The organism is Photobacterium sp. BZF1, assembly GCF_014349205.1.
In the GTDB taxonomy this organism is placed as follows: Bacteria; Pseudomonadota; Gammaproteobacteria; order Enterobacterales; family Vibrionaceae; genus Photobacterium.
On sequence record NZ_JACSOF010000063.1, the window covers coordinates 1 to 26,562 of the forward strand.

The window sequence follows — 26,562 nt, forward strand, 5'->3', positions numbered from 1 at the left end:
ATATTAAATTACATAATCATCAATAAATTAGCATAAATTCCTGTTATTTTTGTTTATATAAGCAGATCGAACTCACATTAAACCATTATTGCAGAGTGATAGTCTTCGACTTGAAATTAATCCTTCTTTTGGAGACAAGCAATGGAAACGCTGCAATATACAAATGGCTGGCTGAATCTCGATAACACTCAAATTAATGACATCAACCATTTCTGCGAAGACTACAAACACTTCCTCGACAAAGGTAAAACAGAGCGGCAATGTGTCAGTGTCGCCATTGAAAAAGCAAAGCAACAAGGCTTTCACCCAATAGAAGATTTCCAACAACTTAAACCCGGCGATAAAGCCTACTTCATCAATAGAAATAAAAACGTTGTATTGGCTATTATCGGCCAACAAGCCATTCAAGACGGCATCCGCTTTGTCGTCTCGCACATTGACTCACCTCGCCTCGATCTCAAACCCAACCCGATGCACGAAAAGCACGAGCTGGCACTGATGCGTACCCATTATTACGGTGGTATCAAAAAATACCAGTGGGCATCCCGCCCTCTTGCCCTACATGGCGTTGTAGTCACCAAATCTGGCCGCCGGGTTGATATCGCAATTGGTGAAGAAGACACCGATCCTGTCTTCACTATCCCGGATCTCCTCCCCCACCTTGACCGCAAGGTGCAACGAGACAGAAAAGCAGACGAAGTGCTAAAAGGGGAAGAGCTTCAAATCATTGTCGGCTCAGTGCCAATGGCTTTTGATGACGAGAAAGTCAAAGACAAGGTGAAGCACCACGTACTCACCAAGCTGTTCGAGAAATATGAAATCAGCGAGACCGATTTCATTTCTGCCGAGCTGATGCTGGTTCCTGCAGGAAAAGCCCGCGATGTCGGTATCGATCAGGGAATGATCGGCGCCTACGGCCAGGACGATCGCATCTGTGCCTACACCTCACTGGAAGCTATTTTCGATATCCCAACTCCAGAGCAAACTGCTGTCTGCTTCTTGGTAGATAAAGAGGAAATCGGCTCTTCTGGTGCCACAGGTTTAGAATCCCGCTATCTGGAATTCTTTGTTGGTGAGTTGCTTATCCGCCAAGCTGGCAATAACTACAACGACCAAATGCTTCGTCGCTGCTTGTGGCGCTCTTACGCCCTCTCATCTGATGTGAACGCCGGCCTCAACCCGCTGTTCGAATCGGTCCATGACGCACAAAATGCATCCAAGCTGGGGTACGGTTTGGTTCTGACCAAATATACCGGCCATGGTGGCAAGGTCGCTTCCAACGACGCAGATGCAGAGTATGTTGCCTCCCTACGTCGTATCTTTGATGAGCACGAAATCAGCTGGCAAACCGGCCTACTTGGCAAAGTTGATGAAGGAGGCGGCGGCACAGTGGCTAAGTACCTTGCGCATTACGGCATTAACACCATTGATGCGGGTGCAGCACTACTCTCCATGCACTCTCCATTCGAATTATCTTCCAAGTTCGATATTTTCGAACTGTACCGCGCCTACAAGACTTTCTACACCAAGGCGCTATAAGCCCCCTTTGTGTTACGTGCCCTGCGAAAAACAGGGCACGTAGATTGTGAGAAATCAGTGACATACAACTAATATAATCGCGGGACTCTACACATGAAAAAGAAACATCCGATCACCTTTTATATTCTCTGTTCATGCCAATTCTGGTGGGCACTCTCTTTCTACAGCCTTTGGGCTATCTTGCCGGTATTCCTTGGCGATGAGCTGGGTATCGACCAAAAAACCTCATTCGCCACTTTCGGGGCATTCGCCGCACTGGGCGCTGCCATGCTGTTTGTCGGTGGTTGGCTTGCCGATAAAATACTCGGGGCCAAACGCACCCTGGTCTGGGGATTCTTTTTCCAGGGCCTTGGTTATTTCATCATTGCCTACTCGGCAATCACTGCCCAACCACATTTCGTCTTTGTCGGCTTGGGTACGGTTGCGGTTGGCCGCGGTATCGGCAGCGTTGCTCCACCGACCATTATCGCTTCCGCCTACGACAAGAATGATCCCCGCCTAGATGGCGCCTATACCCTGTTCTACATGGTCAACAATATCGGTGCATTTGTTGCCCAGTTGGGCGCGCCTATCATGGCATACAGCATTGGTTGGACATCGGCCTTTATCTTGTCGGGCGTTGGTATGGCAGTGAACGTCATTACCTACCTGATGCTCAACAAAAAGATCAACAAAGCCACAGAGGCCGACAAGCATGCCATCCCATTCAAGACCAACAGCCTGTTCTTGTCTGGTGCACTGATTGCCGTCGCATTGGCAAGCTACCTGCTCACCAACTTGCCACTGGCCCAGTTTGTATTGGCAATGGCCGCACTGGTGATCCTATTCCTGATCACCAAAGAGATGAAGAAAGAAGCCCCTATCAGCCGCAAGCGCATGATTGTCGGTTTGGTACTGATGGGACAGGCTTTGGCCTTCTTCGTACTGTATAACCAAATGCCAACGTCGCTGAACTTCTTCGCTATCAATAATGTTGAAGCAGAGATCTTCGGTATTGCCATCAACCCAGTGTCGTACCAGTCCTTCAACCCTTTGTGGATTATCTTCCTCAGTCCTGTCCTTGCCCACATCTATACAACCTTGGGTGAGAAAGGCAAAGATCTGTCCATGCCCGGTAAGTTTGCGCTTGGGATGCTGGTGTGCGCCGCCGCCTTCGGTTTTGCTGGTTTCTCACAATACTTCGGCGACGAAAACGGCATGCTCAACCCATTCTGGATTGCAGCACCGCACTTCCTGTTTGCTATCGGTGAATTGTTGATTTCAGCACTTGGTCTCTCTGCCATCGCCAAACTATTCCCAAGCCGTATACGCGGCTTCATCTATGGTGCATGGAATATGACATTGGCGCTTGCATCAGTTGCCGGAGCTTGGGTGGCAGGCTTGTCCTCAACAGGTGAAGCGGAAATGACACCCGTTGAAAGCTTGGTCTCTTACGGCAATTACTTCTACGCCTTGGCTATCGCTTCGACCGTTGTTGGTTTGGTTTGTGTCTACTTGGCACCGCGCCTCAACAAACTTATCGAAACCGATGTTAGCGAAGAAGAGCAAGCACAAGGCACCCAAACCGCCTAGGAGTTGCTCTCTCAGAAAAATATAAAATATAAGCGAGCCTCGGCTCGCTTTTTTTATGCTTCCTAACCCTTATTTTTATTTAACAAGACCCCACAAATAAATTATCTCCTCACTGTAAAACTATTTCTCGATAAAATTTAATACCTGGCTCAGCTACAGATATTAACGACACAAGCATACTCAATAAATACATCTCAATTGTTAAAGTAGAAGACAAACTGCGAGCGAGTATACTCCTTTTTCACAAAACGAGGAGTAACATATTTATCTACTCATATTTTAAGGAAATAATATGAATTACTCATCAAAACTCGCCTTGGCTATCTATCTTATCTTGCCTTCTTACCAAGTTAATGCGATTGATTTAATTGGTAACGCCGAAGCGAGGCAAGCCATTGAAGTTGTATCAGAGGTGAGTGGTATGATTGCTAACCACCCACTGCAACCAGGCACCCCGGTGCACCGGGGTGAACCCTTGATTACGATTTCACCCGAAGATTTTCAACTCGAGGTCCGTAAACAGAAAGCCAATGTTGCACTGGTCTCTGCCGATCTAAAAATAAAAAGAAGTCTTTATCTACGCTACCAAGAGCTCCGTAATAAAAACAGCTTATCGCAAAATGAACTTGATATCGCAGAAGCCGACTACCAAGCAGCTAAAGCTCAGCTGCAATTAGCTCAGATTGAATTAGAAAAGTCAGAAATTGATCTACACAATACAAGAATACATTCAGAAATTGACGGATTTATAATTAAAAAGTCAGTAGATAAAGGCTCTTGGGTCGAAAAAGGAACCACGCTATATCATTTAGTCTGTACCAAAAAGATAATTGCTCGACTTCATGCCAGTGAATATGACATTCCACAGTTGAAGGTCGGCCAGGCCATTAAAGTATGGAGTGATGTCAAACCCGACGTAAAAGTCGACGCCAAGATCAAACGTATCGGTGTCGAACTTGATGAGACTTCGCTGGCCTACCCGATTGATGTTGAAATCACCAACGAAAACGGACATTTTCTACCCGGTATGGCTTTGCACGCCACAACAGACGTGTAAGAGGCAAACATTATGCGAAACGTGATTAGCTATTTTGCCCAGCGGAGCTTTCTTGCCCGCGTCATGACCATAATGGTGTTTGCCATTGGTCTGGCTTCCATGAATATCATCAAACTCCAAGAACTTCCCGAGATTGCATTCCCAGAAGTGGAAATTATCACCCATTACCCGGGTGCCTCTCCACAGGATATTGAGCTTAATATTACCAATAAGATCGAGAAAGAGCTCAGGGGAGTCCAAAACATTCGCGAGATGACTTCCGAGTCTAGCGAAGGGACCTCATTGATCCTATTAGAGGTTGATGAATCAGCAGACATTGCCGAAGTCGTTAGAAAAATACAGCAGGCGGTCGACAGGGTCAGCGGTTTGCCAAAAGATATTTCCGATCCTCCACTGGTGCTGCAAGAGAGTACTTCATCGTTTGAAGTGCTGCGCTTTGGCGTAACCAGCGAGTCGAGTTATAGCGAACTTCAGCAATATGCTCGAGGGCTTGAAAAGAAAATCCGCGCTATCCCTGGAATAGGAACAGCCACTATGTCCGGGTTTCGCGAGCGGGAATTTTGGGTTGAAGTCGATCCGAGCAAAGTGAGGCGCTACCAACTGACTTTCAGCGATGTCACCCAAGCCATCGACAACCGAAACCTTTCCAAGTCCGGCGGTGTTGTTGAGTCATGGCAATCAGAGCACCGTATCGTCACCCTGACCCAAGTCACTAACGTTGAAGAGTTGGAACAGTTGGTGATCACCGTATTACCCGGTGGCGCTATGGTACGGCTTAAAGACATCGCCACCGTTAGCGATGCTTTCGAGAAAGCAACCGAATACGGGATGATCAATAACCACCCTGCTATTTTGTTCAATATTACCAAAAGTGCCAACGCCGATGTCCGTGTTGCCATTGACAGTGTCTTAGGGCTGCTTGATGCAGAAAAAGAGCGCCTTGACGGTAAATTTGACTTCCATACCTCTCTCAATCTCGCCAAAGACATGGACGATAAGTTCTCCATTGTCACCACTAATGGGGGTCTCGGCCTACTATTGGTGTTAATCGTGCTGAGCTTGATCCTCAAGCGCCAAGTGGCCTTCTGGGTAGCTGTCTCTATCCCATTCTGTGTGTTTGGTGTGGTGGCTATGCTACCAGGGCTCGGCATGACCCTCGACAGTATTACGTTTGCCGCCTTACTCTTGGTTATCGGGATCATCGTCGATGACTCGGTAATTATTGCCGAAAGTATCTACCGCCAAAAAGAACTTGGCGCTCCGCCCCTTGAGGCTGCTATCGAAGGCACGATCAAGGTGTACAAGCCAATCGTTGCCAGCCTAACCACAACGGTGCTGGTTTTTATTCCGATGTTTTTTGTTCCCGGCGAGTTTGGCATGCAAGTAGCCGTGATCCCGATGACCGTCATCTTGGCATTGATTTTCTCGCTATTCGAGTGCACCTTTACCCTCCCTGCCCACTTAGCCGATTCCCTGTCAAAGGAAAAGAAACAAACCAAGACTATTATCTCTTTCGAGGCAATCACTGCACGTTATGCTGATTGGCTGGTTACAACCATCAACAACAAGAAAAAAGTCTTGCTCGCCTCAAGCCTGATCTTAGTGCTTGGCGGAGGGCTGCTAACAAGTTTGAAAGTAGATTTCTTCCCTGCCCAAGCAGCAAAATACATTGAGGTTCATACCGAAGTTAAACCAGGCACCCCTATGGATAAAATCCGTAATGCCCATGCAGAGCTTGAGCGTGTTATTTCAGCGATGCCTCCTGAAGAGTTGGTCAGCTATGAAATGACTTATTCAACCCCCGTCAGTATTGGCCTTATCAACCTCACCAACTTCGAACAACGCGGGCGCAGCGCCGATCAAATCGCAGACGATCTCAGCGCAAAGCTCAGCGACTTGGACAGTGTGCCGTTCGTAAAATTCACCGTTGATGCCGGCGGGCCCCCACCAGGAGAGCCTGTCGAAGTCAGGGTGATAGGCCATAATCAAGCCGCCCGTGATAACGCGGTTTCATTGGTGGCAGAATGGCTAAACAACCACCCTGCCCTGGACAAAGTCACCCACAACGAAGCCTTGCAAGATCAGCAGCTTCAAATCATTCCACAATACGAATGGTTGGCACGCTATGGCTTAACGGTGAGCGATCTAGCATCAACCTTGCGGATAGCATTTGACGGCGAGACAATTTCAACAACCTGGATTGGTGATGAGGAGGTCGGACTGCGGGTAATCTTGCTGGAGCAGTACCGTAACCTCGACGAGCTACGCAACACCAAGATATATACCGCCGACGGCAACCAAGTTCCGCTTAGCAGGCTAGCAAACGTCAAGTACGTTGAAGCACCGCGCCTGGTACTGCACTTTAACGGCGACCGCCAAGTCCTTGTCACTGCTCAAATTACCGATGATAGCCTCACTCCTGATGATATTACAGAAGAACTAGGGGCCGCACTGGCTGGTAAAATAGACTCGAGTATCACGCTCGATATTGGGGGTGAGGCGGAAACTACCGAAGAAACCATGGGAGGGATAGTTGTTGCCTTTCCGGCCGCAATTCTCGGTATCTATTTCGTCCTTGCTATTATGTTCTGCTCCTTGCTTCAGCCCCTGCTCGTCATTAGTGTGATCCCGTTTGCCATGACGGCTTCCATCACCGCCCTGTTCTTGCACATGCAGCCACTGTCACTATTCGCTTTGATTGGTGTCTTGGGGATGTGCGGTGTGGTTGTCAACAATGCCCTGGTGTTGATCAGCCAGATTAACCAGAAGCGGGAGGAGGGAGAAACGACTGTTGATGCCGTCATCATTGCCTCGACAAGCCGGCTCCGCCCGATCTTGCTGACATCAATCACCACTGTGGTTGGCCTACTGCCGCTCGCTTACGGGATCGGGGGAACCGATGTATTCATGGGACCAATGGCCCTGACCCTTGGTTACGGGTTGCTTTTCTCTGTCCCGATCGTGCTATTTATCATTCCTTGCTTGTACTTATGTATTGAGAGAGCTCGATAACCATTGGCAAGAAACAAAAAAGCGAGGGGCATTCCCTCGCTTTTCGTTTTACGTTGGCCCGCTAAAAGCCTATTGCTTACGCCACTTCGGCAGCGATAACACTTCTTAACGCATTTGTAATGGCATGGACATCGAAAAAGACCACCTGAACTTGGTTGTTCGGCAGCTTAATGAATCCCAGCGCTCCCTGACGGCGCAGTACATTCTCATCCACCGCGTTAATATCCACCACTTGAATACGAAGGCGAGTGGCGCAGTTGTCAATCTGTCCTTCGACTAAGTTATTGAGTCCACCAAGGCCGTGCAGGATCTTCTGCGCTTTGGCATTTAGATTACCCTTGTCATTGATCATGACCCTATTTCTCTCCCATCAAAAAGGCCAGCCGAAATCAGCTGGCACTAAAAAACTATTTAAGATACTGAATTACATTGATAACTGGTAAGACGCATCAATTTTCGCTTCACAGGTTTTAATCTCATTTTGGAAGCGCTCTAGCCACTTTTTGCCTTCGGCATTGGCATTGCTTGCCCAGCTATCAACTACTGGCTGAGTCGCTTTCTTGAATGCTTCTTTTTCTGTCGCAGAAGGGTTGTAGATCTTGCCGTTGGCTTTCTTGAACGCTTCGTACGACGCATATTCGTTATGCTTCGGGTAAGACATCAGATACTGCTGCTGAGCGTCGATGCCATCCAATACCACTTTCTTCAACTCTGGTGACAGTGACTTGAATTTCATATCAGACATCAGCCATGCACCGCCCATATACGCATGACCATCCAGTGTTAGGTAGTCCAAGCTTTCATGGAAACGGCTCTGGATAATATCAACGATGCCATTCTTGGTGCCTTCAACCACGCCAGTAGAGAGTGCTGTGTATACTTCAGGCCAAGCAATAGGAGTCGGTGAACCATCAAGCTCTTTGACGAGATCCTGCTGAACTTTGGCCGGTACCGTACGGATCTTCATACCATTGACATCTTCCGGTGTTTTGACCGCTTTTTTGGTGGTCGCGAAGTTACGCCAACCGCCCGAGTTTGCCACCATCATCAAGCGCACATTCGGCGCTTTCTTCAAGACATTGCCACGGACATCAGCAATGAACTGATCGTTGCCGTACACACACTCTGCCACACGGTCGTTTGGTAGAAGGTATGGCAAATCAAATGATTCAGCAGGCTTCCAGTAGTAAGCAATCTCAGACACAGTAGTTGGGAAGTAATCGAACATACCTGCCTGAACCCCGGCAATACATTCTTTGCCCGAGCCACAAAGCTGGCCTGAACCGTAAATCTTAACCTTCAACTCACCATTCGAACGGGTTTCCAGGTGGTTTTTGAATACCAACAGCGATTGGTGGTTGTAGCTATCAGGCGACGTCAGGTGAACCACATTGAATTCAGTTGCCGCCAGCGTAGTGCCAGATACCATAAGTGCTGCAGAGGTCGCTAATGTCAAAAGTGTTTTTTTCATAATAGTTATACCGTTATAGGAAATTTAGAGGTTGTGCCTAAGCACGCCAGTTTTTAATTCTTCTACATAATGCCGAACAGTTGAGGTAAGCCGATCACCAGTTGTGGGAAGCAGGAAATCAAGAAAATCAGCGCCACTTCAACCAGTAGGAATGGGATAATCTTCTTCGAGATTTCCGCCACCGAGACTTTGGATACGCCCGATGCCACGAACAGTACTAGTCCCATTGGCGGTGTCGCCAAACCAATCGACAGGTTTGCACACATCACGACACCGAAGTGGACTGGGTCGATACCGGCGCTGATCATGATTGGGGCAAAGATAGGGGCGAAAATCAGGATGGCAGGGCCAGCATCAAGGAACATACCGATGATGAACAACAACACATTGATAATCGCAAACAACAGATAAGGGTTGTCGGTAATGCCATTCATGAAATCGGCCACCATGGTGGACACACCAGACAGGCTGATCAATGAAGCAAAACCACTTGCGGCTGCCACAATAATCAAGATTGATGCGGCGTTTACAGCCACCTTGGCAAACAAGGCGTAGGTCGCTTTCACATTGGTAGCACGGATGATGTAAAGCGAAACAACGATAGCGTAAGCAACGGCGACTGCAGCAGCCTCGGTTGGGGTAAAGATACCGCCGTAGATACCACCTAAGATAATCACAGGTGTCATCAGAGGCAGAATCGCCAGTTTAAATGCCTGGCTGCGCTCCATCGCTGGGGCTCGCTCCATTGGTTGAACCGCTGGGTACTTACGGATCTGGTAGCGGTTCATAATCATCAAACCGATACAGAAGATGATGCCCGGCGTGACGCCTGCCAAGAACATCGCCGCCACTGACGTGTTCATCACAAAGGCATAGATAAGCATGATGCCTGACGGTGGAATAATGTTACCCAGTACTGTAGCTGCCGCCGTCAACGCTGCCGAATAGCCAGCATCATACTTGTACTTCTTCATTTCGGGGATCAGCATGCCACCGATAGCGGATGTCGCTGCCACCGCTGAACCTGTCAAGGCACCAAAGATAGTTGCCGCCAGGATAACCACGTGTCCCAGGCCACCGCGCAGGTGCTGTACCATGGTTTGGGCAAAAGCAATAATACGTGGGGTAATCCCCCCTGCCGTCATACATTCACCGGCCAACATAAAGAATGGTAGCGCGAGAAGAAGGAAACTATCCAAACCAGAATAGAGGCGCTGGTATAGCATATTGGCAAATAACATCTGTTCATTTTGGAACAGGGTAATAATAGGTGACAGGCCAAGGGTAAATAATACCGGTACACCAATAATAAGTAAGACTAAGAAATATAATAGGAAGATTGGAGAAACCATGTTTTGCCCCTTACGCCGCCGGTTTTAATTCAAGTTGTTCGGTATCATCCGAATCTTCTACGGGCTTGTTTGATTCAAGCATTTCTGCTGTTTGGCTTGTTTTGGAAACATCTTCAAAATCGCCAAGCATACCGCGGATAGATGCAATGCTTTTTTGTACGGCATACAGCATGGTAACGGCCATCATCACTGGAGGTATGATATACACGTAATACATTGGGATTGGCAGGCTATCTGCCATCACGGAGCCAGTTTGGAAGAAGTTCCAACCGAAGGTGATCCAGACAGAGAACACCAACATAGCAGAGATATGGCCTAGCAATAATAAGAAGGAATAAACGCGCGGTGCTTTTTTTTCTAATATTTCTGTCAGGAAAGTCATGGCTATATTTTTATCTGCTAAATATACAAACGGTAAACACAGATAAGTCATATAGATCATTAAGAATCGGGAAGATTCATCCGTCCAGCTTAATGGAATATTAAATACGTAGCGAAATAAAACCTGGGCAACAACAATGGCTGTCATTAATAAAAGCAGTATTCCGGCAACATGACGCAACAGTCGTGATAACGGTGTTGTCACGATATTCAATGCTTTCTCAATAGTACGCAGCATAGAATCACCATCCAATGTGAATGAGGGCATAGTTATAGTGGGTACCCATAGAGGTGCCCGATTAATGTAGAGTTAAATCAGCGGTAGTGCTGTAACAACAAGGCAGTCACCTTGTTGAATCACAGTGCAGTGCTGGAGGTTTTTTGGGTTCGTTTTGTCTTTTTCACTGTTTCCTTGAACGCTAACGCCCTGAATACTAGCGCCTTGAACACTTGCACCTTGAACATTGGCACCTTGCATACCAGCTTGAAAAAAGCGCATCAGGCCATGCTGTTGTTTGGCACGAGCAAGAGTTCTAATAACGTTCGTTGATTTCAGTGAAGACATTGTGTATCCCTTTTGTTCCAGACCATTTATGTGTTTGGTAAATGACATGCTGTCCGATAAATTCGCTATATTGATAACTTAATTAGTGGCAGTAATCCGTGACGATTTTCACATACGGACAAAACATGTCATTTTTATGTATCTTAAGTGCCAAAAACGGACACTTTATAAGATTTAAGCTTTACCATTTGAACCAAACAGACGGATCTTGTGCTGCACCACTTCTTTCATTGCAGCGATGCCGCTATTCATGACATCAGCAAGAATGTAGTCTTTCTCATTTGCACGCCAGTGGGCCTGAACCCCATCAATGAAGCCTTGGCGCAGTTCAGTATCCACGTTGATCTTGGCGACACCACGCTTAACAGCTTCGATAACCTGATCATCGGGTACACCCGAACCACCGTGCAGTACGATTGGCTTCTTCACGGCTTCTTTGATTTCCGACAAGCGCTCAAATTTCAACTCTGGTGTTGTTTTATAAACACCGTGTGCAGTACCGATAGACACCGCCAGGTAATCAACGCCTGTACGCTCAGAGAAGTCCAGCGCCTCTTCAACCGTGGTGATCATGGCATCTTTTTCGTCAACCGTGATGTCATCTTCGGTGCCACCGATTTTGCCGATCTCACCTTCAGAGCCAAGACCTAGGACATTTGCCACTTCGACAACCGCTTTGGTAATACGTACATTCTCTTCGAATGGCAGCGCAGAGCCATCAAACATCAGGGAATTGAAGTTACAGCGCGCAGCTTCCATGGTCTGCTTGAACTGGCGGCTGTGGTCTAGGTGGATACATACTGGCACTGAGATGTTGTGATGCTTCATCAGAGAGTCAACAGCGTTTTTCAAAGGCTCCATGCCCATCTCATTAATGGCTTTTTGGCCAATCTGGAGCATGATTGGAGACTGTTCTTCTTCGGCAGCCAGCAGGACTGCTTTGATTGTTTCTAGGTTGTGTGCAGTGAAAGCGCCGATCGCATATCCGTTGTTCCACGCTTCTTGAATCATTGTTTTACCAGACATGTATGCCATGTTGAGTGTTCCTCTTTGTTCTCTTGTTTGTTCGTTGTTGTAAATAAAGTAACAGTCCAGACGGTTCATTTCTGTTAGTTATGTATCATTTTCCAACAAGAAGATACAAAAACAGACATAAATAGACAAAAATGAGTGCTGGAGCACATCTTATTTCATTCAGGGGGAGAAGTGGCCAGGGCCAAGCGCTGAGACAAAAAAAGGTGACAGCCCGAAAGCCATCACCTTTACGCATAAAACGACAAGTCAGAGGGTAGTCGTTTTAAAACATTAGCCCATGTTCTTATCCAACAAGCCAGCAGCCAGGGCTGGTGCCAGGCCTGGAGTCAGAGGTAGACGAGGGATCACAAGACAATGCATTAGGTGGTAGATATCTTGCTTCCCATCCCATACTTTGCTGGTTCCAGCTTGGTTGTTGGTATCCAGCTCTTGCCACCAAGAACAACCTTCGTAATCAATCAGGTAAGTGCGGCAGTAATCCCACCATGTACGGTAGTATTCCTGGTACTTCTCGTCCCCTGTGACAGTGTACAGCGCATAAGCAGTACCAATTGCTTCCACTGGCGCCCAGCGGATACGTTCACGAACAACAGGCTTGCCGTCCCAATCTACAGAGTACACAAAGCCCGGCGCACCATCGACCGACCATGCATCACGCACTGTGGCATCAAACAGGCCGATAGCATCTTCCAGTAGCCAATCAGGGCAATCGGCACCGATTTCAATCAATGTCGCACGTAGGTGACAGATCAAACGGCCCCACTCGATCCAGTGGCCAGGTGTACCGCCGTATGCACGGAAGTGACTTGCAGGGGTTTCTTTGTTGTAGTCTGGAAGCGGGTTCCAGTCTGCGTCAAAGTGCTCGTTGACACGGTAGTTCAGTGATTTTGCTGTCTTGTTGATCATGAACTCAGTGATATGCAGTGCGCGCTCCAGCCACTTCTTGTCTTTCGTTACATCGTAAACAATCAGGAATGCTTCAACCGAGTGCATTGCCGCATTACCACCACGGTAGTCTTCCGTCTCGCAGAAAGTTTCATCCCAAGACTCGAAACACATCTGTTTTTCTTCACACCAGAAGTGGTTTTCATACACGTTAATAGCTTCATCCAACAGTGCCTGAGCCCTCGGGTGGCCTGTAGTTACGGCACTGGCTGCACCGAGTAGGACAAAGCAATGCTGATAACCCTGCTTGGACGCATCAACGATACCTTCTCCTTCATTGTCGATAGTCGCGTACCAACCACCATGAGCCTTATCTTTCAGAGGACCTTCTAATGCCGCGATACCATGCTCAACCAGATCGTAAGCACCAGGACGGCCCATCAGCGCTGCCAGCGAGTAACAGTGCAGCATACGCGCGGTGATCCACAGGCGAGTGCCCATTTCTTCGCGGATGTTGCCGTTGTTGCCCACCCAGCCAAAACCGTTTGGTACGACCGATTTTCTGCCGAATTCAAAGATTCGATCGGTTTCTGTATCTAGCCAAGCGTTATGAGATCGGGTATTAATCCATTTCATGAAGTGTTTCCTCGTTATTTTCTTTTGCTACTGAAATTAACAGGCAGTAGCGTTCAATTCTGTTATTTATCTATCACTTTTCAACAAAAACAATCAAAAACTGACATTCTTGAGCACTAGCACACAACCGATAACCAAAAGTAGGCCGTGTACAATATGGTGGTAGTTGATCTTATATTTCTGCAGGAAGTGGTATCCCACCATGCCCCCGGTCATCCCCACTAAAAATGCAGGCATTGCCGAGACAACCAGACTGTTTACATCTGGGGTAAAAAGTCCTTCATTCCAAAAACTGACAATGGCGCCAATCATCTGCAGCATGAAAAAGAACACCAGCGTTGATTTAGCTTGGTCTGCAGTCCATGGCTGCATGGATGTGTAAGCAATCACCGGCGGTCCAGCTTCGCCGACACTGGCTCCCAACACACCTGAGGCAAACCCGGTCCCGACAGTCACTGGCACCGACGTCTTTGAAAAAGCAGGTTTAGTGCTTCGCATCGAGTGAATACTCGATACAATCAGTACGATCCCCATGGTGATGAGAATGTATTGTGAAGGCAGGCTTGCCAGCAGCTTGGCACCGACAATTGAGGCAGGAAGGGAGCCTGCAACCAGGATCAGGCCTGCTTTATATTGAATGGCGTGGCGCATTTTCCAAACAATAGGAAAGGTCACAAGCCATCCAAAAATACCGGCAATAGGCACTGCCATTTTTGCGTCCACCACCATAGAAAGCAGCGGCACAGATACAAGGGCCAAGCCAAACCCGGTCAAGCCTTGGGTAAAGCCTCCTAATGCAATGATCAGGGAGACCAAAACAACGGTCATATCCATATTTAATTCCTGATTAGGGGCGACTTCCCGCCCCTACTTTGTTACTGGCAGCGGTAATACTGCCCGGAGAAGCTCTACTTCACGGAGAAGCGGTGGATGGTTTTCTCTTCAAAGACTTCACCGGGGTTCAGGCGCACACTAGGAAAATGTGGCTGGTTCGGGCTGTCCGGGAAATGCTGGGTTTCAAGGCACATCCCATTAAACGACTCATACTTGTAGCCATTGCGACCAAACCAAGGTTTGTTCGACAACTTGGCCCCGTTGTAGAACTGGACAGCCGGTTGGGTCGTCAGCACCGTCATCACACGCCCGGTTAGAGGTTCGTAGAGTTCAGCGGCATAGGCATATTCGCCAAGCTTGCGCTTTTGGTTAATCACAAAATTGTGGTCGAATGCGCCACCCGGAACTTTCTCTTTGTTGCCGCGAATTTCCACCGGTAGGGTAAAATCAAGCCCTGTTCCTTTAACGGCGAGGATCTCGCCAGTCGGGATCATGTTCTCGTTTACCGGAGTGTAGAAATCGGCGTAAAGCGTCAATTCATGGCCGTCCACCAAACCTGAGTCATGGCCACTTAGGTTGTAGTAGCTATGGTTGACTAGGTTAACGACCGTCGGCTTGTCCGTGGTTGCTTTGAAGTTGAAGTGCAGCTGGTTGTGCTCATCCAAGCCTATGGAATGTGTCACATGTAAAGTGCCGCCATAACCAGACTCTCCATCCGGTGAAACCCGGTTGAAATGAAGGTAAATCGCTTCTTTTTGCTGTTCGACGGCAACGTCCCAAACATACTTATCAAACCCTTTGCTGCCACCATGGATGTGCTGTGACGTCGGTAGCTCATTGGTTTCCAGTTGGAATACCTCACCGTCCAACTCATAGCGACCATCCTTGATTCGATTGGCATAACGACCGGCAACCGCACCGAAAAATGGATGCCCGGCTAAATATCGCTCAAGGTTCTCGTAGCCCAGAACTACATCGGCCAATTGACCGCCACGGTCAGGCGTTTCTACCGACGTAACGATACAGCCGTAGTTGGTGACTTGAACCTTCATGCCTTGGCTATTTTCGAGGGTGAACAGCTTGACGGGTTGCGATTGACCTTCAACTTCACCCCAGTTTTCACTGGATAGTTTCACGTTATTGTCCTTGGTTATTATTTGATTTTTGCTTCCAGGCCAGATGTCACGCGTAACTGTTCAAATACCGATGTCCAGTCCTGACGACCGCGACCTGCAGCACGGGTAATGCTGTACAGTTCACGGGATGCCGCGCCACATGGCATAGGTACATTGACCTGATTGGCGAGATCCAAGGCAATGCCCAAATCTTTATGGGCAAGATCGACCATGAAGGCTGGTGACAGATCGCCAGCAAGAACTTTACCCGGCCAAGTTGTTGTAAAATGACCTTTACCAGCAGGTGTACCACTCATCACTTCAAGCGCAGTTTCAAACTCCAGACCAATTGCTTCAGACAAGGTCGCCGCTTCTGCAGACAGGGCGTTCAGTGCAATACTCATGTAGTTGTTGATGATTTTGACTCGGATACCTTTACCCGCACCGCCTGCGTCAACAGTTTCTGAACCCATGCAGTCAAACAGTGGCTGCGCGCGCTCGATTTGCGCTTTGGTACCACCAGCGAGGATCAGCAGCTCACCTTTTACTGCGTGATCTGAAGTACGGCCAACTGGCGCTTCCATCATCGAAAAGCCTTTGTCACTCATCTGCTTGATCAGCGCATCGGTTTCAAACGGGTGGATAGTCGACATATCGATAAGCAATGCATTCTTATCTAGTGACTCGACAATACCTGACTCGCCAAACAATACGTTTTTAACCAGGGTGCCATTTGGCAGCATGGTGACAACAAACTCGGCATCCAGTGCCGCATCGGCAGGAGAGCTTGCGGCTGTCGCGCCCTGCTCGACTAGCGCTTCAACAGCGGATGTATTGATATCGAAAACACGCAGTGAGTGCCCGCCCTTGATAAGATTCAGCGCCATTGGGCTGCCCATTTGTCCTAATCCGATAAAGCCAATTGTTGACATGTATTTATCCTTACTCTCGCGGTTGATTTGCAATCAATATAAACACTAAGAAACAAAACAACCACAACAAATGTCACATTTTGTTGTTTTTTGTCGTTTTAAGTTGTTTTGTGACTGCAATCTCAATCACTTTGTCAATATTGGATATACTGTAGATATAAGGATGCACTTAGTGAGTGCATTGCCAATAACGTCAGACAACGGATTTAGATAAGAGAATAACTATGACTATTGCGTGTTTAGGAATTACGGTACTTGATAGGATCCAGCGAGTGGACAGCTTGCCAACCCAAGGCGGTAAATTTGTCGCCAAGGATTACTTCGAAGTGGGTGGCGGGCCGGCGGCAACGGCGGCTGTTGCCGTCGCAAAGCTAGGCCATGATGTTGATTTTATTGGCCGTGTTGGCCAGGATGCCATCGCTGATACCATGCTGACCGAGTTAGCTGGTTACGGTGTCAATGTTGATAAAGCAGTCAAAATTGCTGATGCCTCATCGGCGTTCTCTGCTGTGCTTGTCGATGACGAAGGCGAGCGAATGATCATCAACTATCAAGATACGTCTTTAAAACGTGATACAAAACTACTTGAATTAATTGATTTTTCTATCTATAAGACAGTACTCACAGATGTAAGGTGGGTGGAAGGGGCAAAATACGCCCTCGAGCAAGCCAAACAGCACAGCATACCTTCGGTACTGGACGCAGATATCACGCCGGATGCAATAGATGATCTGGTCAAACTGGCCGACCATGTGGCATTCTCTGAACCGGGCCTTGAGAAGTTCACCGGAAGCAGTGATCCAATAGAAGGGCTCAAAATCGCTCAGAAACAGACAAAAGGCAAAGTTTATGTGACAGTCGGCTCAAAAGGCTGCTACTGGTTCGAAAACGAAGAACTCTGCCACCAGCCAGGTGTCAAAGTCGAGGTTGTCGATACTACCGGCGCTGGCGATGTCTTTCACGGTGCGTTGGCTGTAGCCGTTGCTGAAGCCATGCCTGCTCGTGATTCGGTGATTTTCTCTAACACGGTTGCCGCAATAAAGTGTACCAAGCGCGGTGGTCGTGAAGGCATCCCGACCAGATCGGAAGTGGATAGCCAACTACATAATAAATAGCGGTAAAAATAAGCGGTAAAGGGTTTAACGTGACGAATCCAAGACAAGACAAATTGATAAAACTTGTAATAGACAAGGGCTATTACACCGTAGAAGAGCTAGCTGAAAAGCTTGACGTATCTACGCAGACTATTCGCAGGGATATCAAAAAGCTCAGCGAAGAGCGCTTAGTGATCCGTCACCATGGTGGGGCAAGCTCTCCGGCCAGTAAAACCAACCTAGATTACGAAGTTCGTAAGGTCTCAGCCACTGAGCAAAAGCATGCCATCGGCAAGGCAATTGCTGAGATGATCCCAGATGGCTCAACAGTGTTTATTACTATCGGTACCACAGCCGAAGTGATTGCCAGCCACCTTGCGGACAAGAAAAATCTTCAGGTCATTACCAACAGCTTACGTGTTGCCAACGTATTGCATAACAATAAAAGCATTGATGTACTGATACCGAGCGGCAAGATCAAAGCCTTCAACGGCGGTATCGTAGGAACTGAAGCGTTGGATTTCATCTCGCACTTCCGCTTCGACTACCTGATCACCAGTGCAGCATCGATGGATGTTGACGGGACCTTGCTGGAATACGATTTGAACGAGACGGTGATCACCCAAACCGTCATGAAATCGGCTCGCCATGTCATCATCGCGCTGGACTCGTCGAAGTTTATTCCAAAAGGCTCCATTGAGCTTGGTCATATCAAGGAGGCCACTTACCTCTTCACCGACCAGCCACTGGATGCCAACCTCGACAGTGTGGCGAAACAGGGTGAAACAACGATCAAGGTCTGTGAGCCCGTCGTTTCGCACTAATATGCGCACACAGCGTATTAGCCGATAAACGAAAAAGGGAATAGGCTTAAAACCTGTTCCCTTTTCTTATGACTGGCAATTATCTCATTCTGGATTTGTCGAGCCTATTTATCGTTCACCCTGTACTTCAAAGTAATCACTGACCAAGCGGGCATGACCATCTTCCTGCACTACCCAATGCTCACGGTGTACCACACCAAAGGCCTTGTTCATGGTCCATGATGATGACAGGATATAACCGTTCTCCCCTTCTGCTTCCCAGCGCACGTCGCTGTATTGAACATCGGCAAAGCCTTGGTCGATGATGTTTTGCCAGAACGCCTGAATCGCTTCGCGCCCTTCGAAAACACCAAACGGTTTGGCTTCCATAACGCACTCTTCGGTGTATTGCGCTGCGCACCCAGTTGCATCTTGCTGGTTAAATGCCTGCTGCCAAGCCGCGATACCTGCTTTACAACGCGCTAATGTGTCCATCTTGAATCCTTATTCTGAATGCTTATCAAGTTGCCCTAAGTGTAGGCTCTCAATTAACATAGAAAAACAAACCTATTAGAAATAACTGTTCTGTTTTTACGGACAATAGATGTAGTGTTGATAAATAAACAAATGAGATAATAATGAACCGACTACGCCAGATGTCATTGTTTGCCCACATCGTTGAATCGGGTTCGATCACCGCTGCAGCTGATGGACTGGGGCTGTCAAAATCCGTGGTAAGCCAACACCTCAAGTTACTGGAAACAGAACTGGGGATCAGCCTTCTCAAGCGCACCACCCGTCGCCAAACCCTGACCCAAGCAGGACAGGCCTTCTATGCTGAATGCAAGAAGCTCAATGATCTGGCTGACTTTGCCTGGCAGCAGGCATTGGAAAGCCAACAAGAACCGCAGGGTAAAATCGTAATAACGTCGTCCGATGCCCTGATGTCGACCCTTGTCGCCCCTGCCATTGGTTCGCTGATGAAGTGTTATCCAAAATTACGGCCTGAACTGATAAGCAGCGACCAACCCCTGAACCTGATGGAGAAACAGATTGATCTCGCCATCCGGGTAGGCGCTTCCTCTGAAAACGCACTCATGCAAAGAAGGATCGGGGAATTCAGGGATGTGCTGTGCGGAACGCAAAGTGTTATCGACAATGAAAAAGAGAACGCTGGGTATCTTGCCAACCAATGGCAACCTGCTACTATCATTCACCATTTCACCCATTGCATTAAGATTGAGGAAAAGCACAATTACCACGCCAATATCACCTGCCGTGCCGACTCTTTCCATACTTGTCTGGGCTTAATTGAATCCGGGGCTGGCGTTGGCATTGTCCCCGATTACATTTTTAGGCAAAAACCACAACTTGCCGCTCTATTTCCTGACCACCAACTTGCATCAAACCCGGTGTATGCGCTTCACCCCTACCCTAGGCAACCACCGATTAATGTTGTTACTTGCATCAATGCAATTGAAAAGCAGCTGTCTATATTAACTACACCAAGCTGCCAAGCCCTAAAGCAATCAGAAGCCAAATAAAACAAAACCATAAATAATCCCGCTGAATCATTACACACTTCCACACATTTTAATTAAAAACGCCGTTCATTTATTCTTTCAATACCAATAAAACAATGTATTATTGCTGCGCTTCCATCAACATATAAAACAATATCAGTAAGGTTAGGATTATGAAAAAGACCGTTATCTCAGTTTGCTTGCTTGCATCATCATCAGTACTTGCAGGCGCACTGGCCGATCATGAAGTCTACACGATGGCTGGTGCTGGGTTCTCTGATGATTATTCAACGGGATTACAATTAACAGCAGGTGGTCAAGTTTATAAACGTTGGTATGTTGAAACAACTGCGCTATTTAACAGTGATAGCTCTTCAATAGCTAATCACCTTAATAACTCTCGAACCGAGTATGAAAGCAATACATACACTATTTCCCTTGCCCCAGTTTATATGTATCCATTGAACCATAACTTTTCCATATACGGAAAACTTGGTGCGACATACTCCAAAACCAAACTATCGACGACTTACATAGAAAAAGACGGAAATACTAAATATAAAAGTAATGACTCTGACTTTGGTTATACCTACGGCATGGGTGCTCAATATACAACCACAGCACCTATTGTTGGCAATGCCAAGTTTGTAGCAAGAGCGGGTCTTGACTGGTATACCACAGAGTTCTCGCATATCGGCCGCAGCACTGCTCCAGTATATGGCCTACAGGCTGGTATTAGTTTTTAAAAAAAAGCCCGTCACTGCAAAGGTGACGGGCTTTCTCTATCAGCATTAAGCGATTAGCGGACAATCAGCCCCAGTAAGATACCTACAATACCGAAGTCAGCATCACTGAAGGTGGTGTTGGCAAAGCCAAGGTCACCCAGTACTGGCAATAGGAATACTGGTAGGAAGGTGATCAATAGGCCTTGGGCAAATGCACCCAACATTGCGCCACGACGACCACCGGTTGCGTTACCGAATACACCAGCTGCTGCACCAACAAAGAAGTGCGGTACTACACCTGGGATGATAACCGTCAGCCCCATGATGTATAGCAGGAACATACCAAACAGTCCGGCAGTGAAGCTTGATAGGAAGCCTACCAATACCGCATTCGGCGCGTATGGGAATACCACTGGGCAATCAAGCGCAGGTTTTGCGTTCGGTACCAGTTTGTCAGAGATCCCTTTGAATGCAGGTACGATTTCAGCGATAACCATACGTACACCTTGTAGGATAACGTAAACACCGGCTGCAAAGGTGATGGACTGCATCAGCGAGAACATGAACCAGTGTTTGCCGCCGCTCACCTCACGGACAAAATCACCACCAGCGAACAAACAGGTGATCAAGAAGATAATACTCATGGTGAATGAAATCGCCACCGGCGTATCACGCAAGAACAGCAAGCTCTTTGGCACATCCATATCTTCGGTAGAGTGCTCTTTGTTACCAAATTTGCTACCGATGAAACCTGCCAGCACGTAAGACATGGTAGAGAAGTGACCGATTGCCACATCATCAGAACCTGTCACCTGCTTCATGTATTTGTGGGCAATGGCAGGGAAAAACACCATGACAAAGCCAACCACCAATGAACCTGCAGCAATCAAAGGGACACCCGTCATACCGCTCGACGACAAGATAGCCGCAACCATCATTGACATGAACAAGGTATGGTGACCAGTCAGGAAGATAAATTTCCATGGCGTAAGTCGTGCAATCAGGATGTTCACCAACATGGCAAAGAACATGATCATCGCCATTTCTTTACCGAAGGCTTCCTGGGCAATCGAAACAATGGCTTCGTTGTTCGGCACAACACCGGTAATACCAAAGGCTTCGGTGAAGATAGCCGAGAAGTCACCCAGTGAGGTAACCACCAGGCCCGCACCTGCGCCGAGGATGACAAAACCCATAATGGTTTTGACCGTACCCTTGATACATTCTGTCACCGGTTTTTTCTGGGCAATCAGACCGATAAGCGCTATCAGGCCGACAAGGACGGCTGGCTCGGCCAGCACGTCATTCATTAGGAAACTGAAAAATTCCATCGCTACCTCTTACAGAGCGCCAAGTTCTTTTAGGGCTGCTGACAAACGCTCTTTCATCGCGTTTTTGTCGACCATGTTATCTAGCGAGACAATTTTTCCGTCAACGCCCTGAGCAACTAACTGTTCAGTAATGTCGTTGGTACCGATAAAAATGTCACAGGCCGTACCTTTCGCCGAACCCAAATCGCAGTGATCGACAGTTGCTGCAACTTCTAGCTCTTTAACGATGCCTTTAAGGCTCATTTCCATCATTAGGCTAGTACCAAGACCGTGACCACATACAACCATAATTTTCATAATATTCTACCTTTCTACTTCTAAGCGTTATTAGTTTGCGAATAACTCGCTGTAATTGGGATGGCCGAAGCCATTTGAATTAATAGGTTTCAATGATGCGGCGAATAGCGTCCACATCTTGCGCGGCACAAATCTGCGCCACATGTTCTTCATTCATAAAGAGTTCAGCGAGTTGGGCAATAGCATCCACATGGCTGTTGCTATCGGTTGCCGCTAGCGTCACCAGCATTTTTACCGGGTCATTTTCATCAGCATCGAAGTTAACACCATTGCGGATCACCGTTAGGCCAAGTGCCAGCCGATTAACACCGTCCTCAGGGCGAGCATGCGGCATAGCGATGCCAGGGCCGATAACATAATAAGGCCCCATTTCCTGATGTGATTTAAAAATGGCCTCGACGTAACTTGGTTCGATAGCGCCATTATCAATCAGTGGCTGGCAAGATAACTCTATCGCCTGTTGCCAGTTTTCAGCCGAGTCATGAAGGCTAATTACGTCTGGGGTTAGCAGTTCTTTCAGCATCGCTCTTCTCGTTTTTTAATAGGGTAAGTTGTGTCGATGGGGTCACTTTAACGATCGTTTGGTACAAATAAAGCGATCCAAATCACATTTGATAGCGCTACCTGATAGCGCTACCAAATTTTGTGATAGCGCTACCATTTTTTATATCACAGACCGAGCAAACCAGTTGGAACCTTGGTATTAACAAGGTTAAAATGCGTAATTCACAGTGAAGATATTGAAGTGGTATATTTAACCACCTGATTTTTAGATAAAAATACCATTGCTAATAGCCAAAGGTTAGCAATGCTATTTTAAGATGTAGGGAGATTCGATGGCTGAGCCTCGAAAACGTCGAAGTACGGGTCGTGCAACACTTGCAGATGTCGCCAAACTCGCAGGTGTGGGTTCGATGACGGTATCTCGAGCATTGCGTACCCCAGAGCAAGTTTCAGATAAACTGCGTGAAAAGATCCAACAGGCAGTCGATGAGCTGGGATATATTCCCAATAAAGCCGCCGGTGCACTGGCTTCTGGTCAGAGTGATACTATTGCCATGCTGGTTCCTTCCATGACAGAAAGCGCCTGCTGCCAATTTATCGGTCCCTTCCAAACCCAACTAGCCAAGCGTAATTTCCAACTTCAAATCAGCTACACGGGCGGAGTCCTGGATCAAGAAGAGAAAATCCTGACCAATATTCTGGCCAGTAGTCCCGCCGCCATTGTGCTATTTGGTAGTGAAAGGTCGGCCAAAGGTCGCAAGCTACTTGAAACCTGTAATATCCCAGTTTTGGAGGTTAACGAAATCACGCCACTGGCGATCGATCTAAATGTTGGCGTCGATCATTACCAGGCAGCAAAAGTCTTGACCCAGCAGCTTATAGAACAGGGATTTAAGAACATCGGCTTTATCGGTGGACATGGTGATCAAGCGATCCTGAATAAACAATTGAGGGGCTGGCAGGCTGCAATGATAGAAGGATATCTCGCACCCGATCATTTCCTGACCTCTCATGAGCAAGCCAGTATAGAGTTAGGAGCACAAGGGTTGGCCAAGCTTCTTCTTCGGGAGCAAGAACTCGATGCCCTGATCTGTACCCACGAAAACATTGCTATGGGCGCATTGTTCGAATGCCAGCGCCGGGTCTTAAAAGTCCCCAATTCAATGGCTATAACCTGTCTCGATGGGGGGGCTTTTTGCCATCAGAGCTATCCGGGGATCACAGCGATTGAAGTTGATTACAGTGCAATGGCAAACCAAGCTGCTGACTTAATCAGCTCAAAAATCCAAGGCAATACAATAATGACAAATAGCATTAATGTTGGCTTTCAATTACAACAACGCGCAAGTAGTCAGACCTAAAAAGAGAAGGGTTCATAGTTTTGCACTTTGAACCCTTAATTTTCTCAGAGTAAAAATTAAACAAAATATTTTTGCTCTGTTAATTATCATGAGTATATTCATAACACCCTTCTATAAGCCCATGCGACTCATACACATTAAAAATCAGTACATATTTCCATACATATAAACTGCACCTATTCCGCTGATTGTCTCACCACCAAATTAAAAACACTGTATTATTTGTGCATATCTTTGTTTTAATATTCTATACCATGAAAAAGCACACACTTCTTGTTGGACTGTTGTTCTGTACAAATGCAACCGCTAGCCTTATCCAAGGCCATGAAATATATACAATGTTTGGGGCAGGGTTTAATAATGACAACACCCAGTTTCAGTTTACGCCGGGCTTTCAAATCAGCAACAGGTGGCACTTAGAAAGTACTATGCTATTCGATTACGATATCGACATGTATTCCTATTCATCAAATTCTAAAATAAACCAGAGCATGGATTCCTTTTCGGTTGCACTCACACCTTTATACATGTATCCAGTCAATGAATATTTTTCCTCCTATGCCAAACTAGGTGGCTATTTTGCCAAATATAAATCAACGCGTAATGATGTAAGCAATAACTCAGTACAGCTACTAGAAAAATATTCTGAGGATGGCATAACATTTGGAGTAGGACTCCAATACACCACAACTGAACCGACTATGGGTGAAACAATGCTGAGTGCCCGCTTGGGTGCCGATTGGTATAATAAAGGGTATACGCCAAAACACCTCGACAAAAGGCCGGTCATCGGTATTCAGATGGGGCTGGTGTTTTAGTATTTAGCCGTTAAATAGCCTACCAAGGGCGAATTATTCGCCCTTGCGCCCTATCACAGGTTAGAAAGAAACCACCTTATCAGCTAGCAATGTCCAATAAGACAAATCATCCAAAGTACCAATTTCAGCACCTTCGATTAGAGGCAATGACGAAAGACCTCGGGCATTACAGCACGTTTTGCATAATTTCACTTCAGCGCCTTGAGCTAGCAATATCTCAAGCATTTGCTGGACATTGTAACCCTCCCCAGGTGTTTGGGCCGGTAACGCACAGCTTACAGCATCAGACATCAGGAAAATTTTGATATCAGTCTCTGCTTCACTTTGCTCACCAAGATTAATGGCTAGGCGCAGGCCATTGAAAGAACGCTCAGAACCGTATGGGGCATCATTGAGAATGAACAGTAAGGTTTGTTGGTTTTTCATGGTAATCACAATCCTATTGAATGCTCAGGTAAACTTAGCGATAAAGGAGATCGCCAAACCTGTTAGAAAATCAGGTATACTCTACGTTAATTAAGCACTTAGATACTCACGCTAGTTCACGTTATTAGCAATAAGGCCGTTCAGGAACCCCCACATGGACTTCGATGCAATTCTGACTCTGTCGCAACAGGGAAAAATGTTCGCCAACCCCCGCCGCATCGCATTGCTAAAAGCAATAGCCTTTACGGGCTCGATTAGCCAGGGGGCTAAACAAGCAGGGCTTAGCTACAAAGCAGCTTACGATGCCGTTAAGGAAATGAATAGACAGTCAGAGTCTCCTCTCATCGAGTCTGAAAAAGGAGGGAAAGGCGGCGGTGGCGCCTCGTTGACGACGCATGGCCAGCGACTTGTACAAATGTACGAACTGTTAGATCAGATCCAGTCGATGGGTTTGGAAGCACTCAACGATGACAGTGTACCACTACATAGTTTGCTCGGGGTCATGAGCAAACTTTCATTGCAGACCAGTGCCCGCAACCAACTATTCGGAACCATCGCAGATATCGAAAATCACGCCCTGCATGATTTGATCACTGTCGTTTTGCAAAGCGGAATAACTTTGACCGCAACCATTACCCACGGCAGTACAGTCCGGCTGAACCTGCAACAGGGCAAAGATGTGGTAGCACTTATCAAAGGACCAGCAATTGATATCAAGCTGCCTTCTTCTCTACCACAGGAACTGCCAGATAATGCAAAAGCGACGTCCTCTCCAGAGCAAAATTGGCTGAAGGGGAAAGTGACAGCAATTGATAGAGATGAAAACTCGGTTGAAGTCACCCTCGCGCTCAACAAAGACGATGAGATCTGTGCCTTGATTGATCAGGCAAGTAACGAGGTTCAAACACTGAACATTGGCGACGACGCTTGCGCTGTCTTCCCCAGCGCACAGGTTATCTTAGCAACCCTGAGCTAGTTAAATTTGATACAGGTATTTTGCAACGGATTATAGACCTCACCCTGTTGGAGGCAGTTTTCCAAATACCGGTAATCGAGGTACTGGAATGCGAACAGCAGAATGACCGAAATCACCATGCCAATCAAAGACAACCGCATCAACCACACTTTCTTTCTCTTCATCGCGTACAGCATAACTGCCACCGAAACAGGGGCAATACTGAGCAGAACAGGTTGAAGCTGTAGTACGGTTACCATCACGAACAATCCATTTAGGTGATTGAAGAACTAAGAGGGACTCCCAAACCATTTAAAGGGTGTGGGTATATAACGCCGT

The 26,562-nt window shown here is 47.2% G+C and carries 27 protein-coding genes; 11 read left to right on the plus strand and 16 right to left on the minus strand.

Translation table 11 applies throughout. The features are described from left to right. The first annotated feature begins 141 nt into the window (after positions 1-141). The 4 genes from BIZ37_RS15235 to BIZ37_RS15250 all read left to right on the plus strand — a co-directional run bounded on the left by BIZ37_RS15235 (position 142) and on the right by BIZ37_RS15250 (position 7,180). Positions 142-1,539 carry an aminopeptidase gene (locus BIZ37_RS15235; protein WP_187462196.1) on the plus strand — a complete coding sequence of 466 codons (1,398 nt, stop codon included), beginning with the start codon at positions 142-144 and terminating at the stop codon, positions 1,537-1,539. Between the two features lie 93 nt (positions 1,540-1,632). Further along, positions 1,633-3,111: an oligopeptide:H+ symporter gene (locus tag BIZ37_RS15240; RefSeq protein WP_187462197.1), complete on the plus strand. Its 1,479-nt coding sequence runs from the start codon at positions 1,633-1,635 to the stop codon at positions 3,109-3,111. Between the two features lie 292 nt (positions 3,112-3,403). Continuing rightward, positions 3,404-4,168, plus strand: a complete 765-nt coding sequence (locus BIZ37_RS15245) for an efflux RND transporter periplasmic adaptor subunit (protein ID WP_187462198.1) — start codon at positions 3,404-3,406, stop codon at positions 4,166-4,168. A 12-nt stretch (positions 4,169-4,180) separates the two neighbouring features. Next, complete coding sequence (locus BIZ37_RS15250; protein WP_187462199.1) at positions 4,181-7,180, plus strand: efflux RND transporter permease subunit; 3,000 nt, start codon at positions 4,181-4,183, stop codon at positions 7,178-7,180. 76 nt (positions 7,181-7,256) lie between these two features. On the opposite strand, the gene BIZ37_RS15255 is transcribed toward BIZ37_RS15250, so the two are convergent. The 10 genes from BIZ37_RS15255 to yihU form a co-directional block, all read right to left on the minus strand. Beyond that, positions 7,257-7,532, minus strand: a complete 276-nt coding sequence (locus tag BIZ37_RS15255; protein WP_187462200.1) for a PTS transporter subunit EIIB — start codon at positions 7,530-7,532, stop codon at positions 7,257-7,259. A gap of 72 nt (positions 7,533-7,604) precedes the next feature. Continuing rightward, entirely contained in the window at positions 7,605-8,651 is a 1,047-nt protein-coding gene (dctP, locus tag BIZ37_RS15260) for a TRAP transporter substrate-binding protein DctP (RefSeq protein ID WP_107296098.1), read from the minus strand. A gap of 62 nt (positions 8,652-8,713) precedes the next feature. Next, a complete protein-coding gene (locus BIZ37_RS15265) occupies positions 8,714-10,003 on the minus strand; it encodes a TRAP transporter large permease (protein WP_187462201.1) in 1,290 nt (429 codons plus the stop codon). A gap of 10 nt (positions 10,004-10,013) precedes the next feature. Then, positions 10,014-10,622, minus strand: a complete 609-nt coding sequence (locus tag BIZ37_RS15270; RefSeq protein ID WP_187462202.1) for a TRAP transporter small permease — start codon at positions 10,620-10,622, stop codon at positions 10,014-10,016. Between the two features lie 72 nt (positions 10,623-10,694). After that, entirely contained in the window at positions 10,695-10,949 is a 255-nt protein-coding gene (locus BIZ37_RS15275) for a hypothetical protein (RefSeq protein ID WP_187462203.1), read from the minus strand. Between the two features lie 174 nt (positions 10,950-11,123). Then, positions 11,124-11,984 (minus strand): class II fructose-bisphosphate aldolase, encoded by an 861-nt coding sequence (locus BIZ37_RS15280; RefSeq protein ID WP_187462204.1) that lies wholly within the window; start codon positions 11,982-11,984, stop codon positions 11,124-11,126. Positions 11,985-12,254: 270 nt separating this feature from the next. Further along, positions 12,255-13,505, minus strand: a complete 1,251-nt coding sequence (locus BIZ37_RS15285) for an AGE family epimerase/isomerase (protein ID WP_187462205.1) — start codon at positions 13,503-13,505, stop codon at positions 12,255-12,257. A gap of 93 nt (positions 13,506-13,598) precedes the next feature. After that, positions 13,599-14,339, minus strand: a complete 741-nt coding sequence (locus tag BIZ37_RS15290) for a sulfite exporter TauE/SafE family protein (RefSeq protein ID WP_187462206.1) — start codon at positions 14,337-14,339, stop codon at positions 13,599-13,601. A gap of 74 nt (positions 14,340-14,413) precedes the next feature. Continuing rightward, complete coding sequence (locus BIZ37_RS15295) at positions 14,414-15,475, minus strand: aldose epimerase family protein (RefSeq protein ID WP_187462207.1); 1,062 nt, start codon at positions 15,473-15,475, stop codon at positions 14,414-14,416. A gap of 17 nt (positions 15,476-15,492) precedes the next feature. Then, positions 15,493-16,386 carry a sulfolactaldehyde 3-reductase gene (gene yihU, locus BIZ37_RS15300; protein WP_187462208.1) on the minus strand — a complete coding sequence of 298 codons (894 nt, stop codon included), beginning with the start codon at positions 16,384-16,386 and terminating at the stop codon, positions 15,493-15,495. Between the two features lie 224 nt (positions 16,387-16,610). Here yihU and BIZ37_RS15305 point away from each other — a divergent pair, with 224 nt between their 5' ends. Then, on the plus strand, positions 16,611-17,501 hold the full coding sequence (locus BIZ37_RS15305; protein ID WP_187462209.1) for a PfkB family carbohydrate kinase: 891 nt from the start codon (positions 16,611-16,613) through the stop codon (positions 17,499-17,501). A 29-nt stretch (positions 17,502-17,530) separates the two neighbouring features. Then, positions 17,531-18,304 carry a DeoR/GlpR family DNA-binding transcription regulator gene (locus tag BIZ37_RS15310; protein WP_187462210.1) on the plus strand — a complete coding sequence of 258 codons (774 nt, stop codon included), beginning with the start codon at positions 17,531-17,533 and terminating at the stop codon, positions 18,302-18,304. Between the two features lie 108 nt (positions 18,305-18,412). Here BIZ37_RS15310 and BIZ37_RS15315 read toward each other — a convergent pair whose 3' ends face one another. Continuing rightward, positions 18,413-18,778 carry a nuclear transport factor 2 family protein gene (locus BIZ37_RS15315; RefSeq protein ID WP_187462211.1) on the minus strand — a complete coding sequence of 122 codons (366 nt, stop codon included), beginning with the start codon at positions 18,776-18,778 and terminating at the stop codon, positions 18,413-18,415. 143 nt (positions 18,779-18,921) lie between these two features. Between BIZ37_RS15315 and BIZ37_RS15320 the strand changes: the two genes are divergently transcribed. Together BIZ37_RS15320 and BIZ37_RS15325 are read left to right on the plus strand one after the other, a co-directional pair. Then, positions 18,922-19,827, plus strand: coding sequence for a LysR family transcriptional regulator (locus BIZ37_RS15320; RefSeq protein WP_187462212.1), 906 nt, complete (start codon positions 18,922-18,924; stop codon positions 19,825-19,827). Between the two features lie 152 nt (positions 19,828-19,979). Continuing rightward, positions 19,980-20,552 (plus strand): outer membrane beta-barrel protein, encoded by a 573-nt coding sequence (locus BIZ37_RS15325; protein WP_187462213.1) that lies wholly within the window; start codon positions 19,980-19,982, stop codon positions 20,550-20,552. A 53-nt stretch (positions 20,553-20,605) separates the two neighbouring features. Here the strand turns inward: BIZ37_RS15325 and BIZ37_RS15330 are convergent, their stop codons facing one another. The 3 genes from BIZ37_RS15330 to BIZ37_RS15340 form a co-directional block, all read right to left on the minus strand. Beyond that, positions 20,606-21,862 (minus strand): PTS ascorbate transporter subunit IIC, encoded by a 1,257-nt coding sequence (locus BIZ37_RS15330; protein WP_187462214.1) that lies wholly within the window; start codon positions 21,860-21,862, stop codon positions 20,606-20,608. A 9-nt stretch (positions 21,863-21,871) separates the two neighbouring features. Beyond that, positions 21,872-22,159, minus strand: coding sequence for a PTS sugar transporter subunit IIB (locus BIZ37_RS15335; protein WP_107296085.1), 288 nt, complete (start codon positions 22,157-22,159; stop codon positions 21,872-21,874). Positions 22,160-22,238: 79 nt separating this feature from the next. Further along, complete coding sequence (locus BIZ37_RS15340) at positions 22,239-22,682, minus strand: PTS sugar transporter subunit IIA (RefSeq protein ID WP_187462215.1); 444 nt, start codon at positions 22,680-22,682, stop codon at positions 22,239-22,241. A 313-nt stretch (positions 22,683-22,995) separates the two neighbouring features. On the opposite strand from BIZ37_RS15340, the gene BIZ37_RS15345 reads away from it, so the two are divergent. After that, a complete protein-coding gene (locus BIZ37_RS15345; protein ID WP_187462216.1) occupies positions 22,996-24,024 on the plus strand; it encodes a LacI family DNA-binding transcriptional regulator in 1,029 nt (342 codons plus the stop codon). Between the two features lie 254 nt (positions 24,025-24,278). Next, positions 24,279-24,842 carry an outer membrane beta-barrel protein gene (locus BIZ37_RS15350; RefSeq protein ID WP_187462217.1) on the plus strand — a complete coding sequence of 188 codons (564 nt, stop codon included), beginning with the start codon at positions 24,279-24,281 and terminating at the stop codon, positions 24,840-24,842. A 60-nt stretch (positions 24,843-24,902) separates the two neighbouring features. On the opposite strand, the gene BIZ37_RS15355 is transcribed toward BIZ37_RS15350, so the two are convergent. After that, on the minus strand, positions 24,903-25,268 hold the full coding sequence (locus tag BIZ37_RS15355; protein ID WP_187462218.1) for a DsrE/DsrF/TusD sulfur relay family protein: 366 nt from the start codon (positions 25,266-25,268) through the stop codon (positions 24,903-24,905). 154 nt (positions 25,269-25,422) lie between these two features. On the opposite strand from BIZ37_RS15355, the gene BIZ37_RS15360 reads away from it, so the two are divergent. Continuing rightward, positions 25,423-26,244, plus strand: a complete 822-nt coding sequence (locus BIZ37_RS15360; RefSeq protein WP_187462219.1) for a TOBE domain-containing protein — start codon at positions 25,423-25,425, stop codon at positions 26,242-26,244. Here BIZ37_RS15360 and BIZ37_RS15365 read toward each other — a convergent pair. After that, positions 26,241-26,486 (minus strand): hypothetical protein, encoded by a 246-nt coding sequence (locus BIZ37_RS15365; RefSeq protein WP_187462220.1) that lies wholly within the window; start codon positions 26,484-26,486, stop codon positions 26,241-26,243. The genes BIZ37_RS15360 and BIZ37_RS15365 overlap by 4 nt on opposite strands. Positions 26,487-26,562 lie beyond the last annotated feature (76 nt).

Excerpts from the sequence above, each read along its gene's own strand:
- BIZ37_RS15235 (WP_187462196.1), top strand. The coding sequence starts at position 142 with ATGGAAACGCTGCAATATACAAATGGCTGGCTGAATCTCGATAACACT.
- BIZ37_RS15240 (WP_187462197.1), top strand. The coding sequence starts at position 1,633 with ATGAAAAAGAAACATCCGATCACCTTTTATATTCTCTGTTCATGCCAA.
- BIZ37_RS15245 (WP_187462198.1), top strand. The coding sequence starts at position 3,404 with ATGAATTACTCATCAAAACTCGCCTTGGCTATCTATCTTATCTTGCCT.
- BIZ37_RS15250 (WP_187462199.1), top strand. The coding sequence starts at position 4,181 with ATGCGAAACGTGATTAGCTATTTTGCCCAGCGGAGCTTTCTTGCCCGC.
- BIZ37_RS15255 (WP_187462200.1), bottom strand. The coding sequence starts at position 7,532 with ATGATCAATGACAAGGGTAATCTAAATGCCAAAGCGCAGAAGATCCTG.
- dctP (WP_107296098.1), bottom strand. The coding sequence starts at position 8,651 with ATGAAAAAAACACTTTTGACATTAGCGACCTCTGCAGCACTTATGGTA.
- BIZ37_RS15265 (WP_187462201.1), bottom strand. The coding sequence starts at position 10,003 with ATGGTTTCTCCAATCTTCCTATTATATTTCTTAGTCTTACTTATTATT.
- BIZ37_RS15270 (WP_187462202.1), bottom strand. The coding sequence starts at position 10,622 with ATGCTGCGTACTATTGAGAAAGCATTGAATATCGTGACAACACCGTTA.
- BIZ37_RS15275 (WP_187462203.1), bottom strand. The coding sequence starts at position 10,949 with ATGTCTTCACTGAAATCAACGAACGTTATTAGAACTCTTGCTCGTGCC.
- BIZ37_RS15280 (WP_187462204.1), bottom strand. The coding sequence starts at position 11,984 with ATGGCATACATGTCTGGTAAAACAATGATTCAAGAAGCGTGGAACAAC.
- BIZ37_RS15285 (WP_187462205.1), bottom strand. The coding sequence starts at position 13,505 with ATGAAATGGATTAATACCCGATCTCATAACGCTTGGCTAGATACAGAA.
- BIZ37_RS15290 (WP_187462206.1), bottom strand. The coding sequence starts at position 14,339 with ATGGATATGACCGTTGTTTTGGTCTCCCTGATCATTGCATTAGGAGGC.
- yihU (WP_187462208.1), bottom strand. The coding sequence starts at position 16,386 with ATGTCAACAATTGGCTTTATCGGATTAGGACAAATGGGCAGCCCAATG.
- BIZ37_RS15305 (WP_187462209.1), top strand. The coding sequence starts at position 16,611 with ATGACTATTGCGTGTTTAGGAATTACGGTACTTGATAGGATCCAGCGA.
- BIZ37_RS15315 (WP_187462211.1), bottom strand. The coding sequence starts at position 18,778 with ATGGACACATTAGCGCGTTGTAAAGCAGGTATCGCGGCTTGGCAGCAG.
- BIZ37_RS15320 (WP_187462212.1), top strand. The coding sequence starts at position 18,922 with ATGAACCGACTACGCCAGATGTCATTGTTTGCCCACATCGTTGAATCG.
- BIZ37_RS15325 (WP_187462213.1), top strand. The coding sequence starts at position 19,980 with ATGAAAAAGACCGTTATCTCAGTTTGCTTGCTTGCATCATCATCAGTA.
- BIZ37_RS15330 (WP_187462214.1), bottom strand. The coding sequence starts at position 21,862 with ATGGAATTTTTCAGTTTCCTAATGAATGACGTGCTGGCCGAGCCAGCC.
- BIZ37_RS15335 (WP_107296085.1), bottom strand. The coding sequence starts at position 22,159 with ATGAAAATTATGGTTGTATGTGGTCACGGTCTTGGTACTAGCCTAATG.
- BIZ37_RS15340 (WP_187462215.1), bottom strand. The coding sequence starts at position 22,682 with ATGCTGAAAGAACTGCTAACCCCAGACGTAATTAGCCTTCATGACTCG.
- BIZ37_RS15345 (WP_187462216.1), top strand. The coding sequence starts at position 22,996 with ATGGCTGAGCCTCGAAAACGTCGAAGTACGGGTCGTGCAACACTTGCA.
- BIZ37_RS15350 (WP_187462217.1), top strand. The coding sequence starts at position 24,279 with ATGAAAAAGCACACACTTCTTGTTGGACTGTTGTTCTGTACAAATGCA.
- BIZ37_RS15355 (WP_187462218.1), bottom strand. The coding sequence starts at position 25,268 with ATGAAAAACCAACAAACCTTACTGTTCATTCTCAATGATGCCCCATAC.
- BIZ37_RS15360 (WP_187462219.1), top strand. The coding sequence starts at position 25,423 with ATGGACTTCGATGCAATTCTGACTCTGTCGCAACAGGGAAAAATGTTC.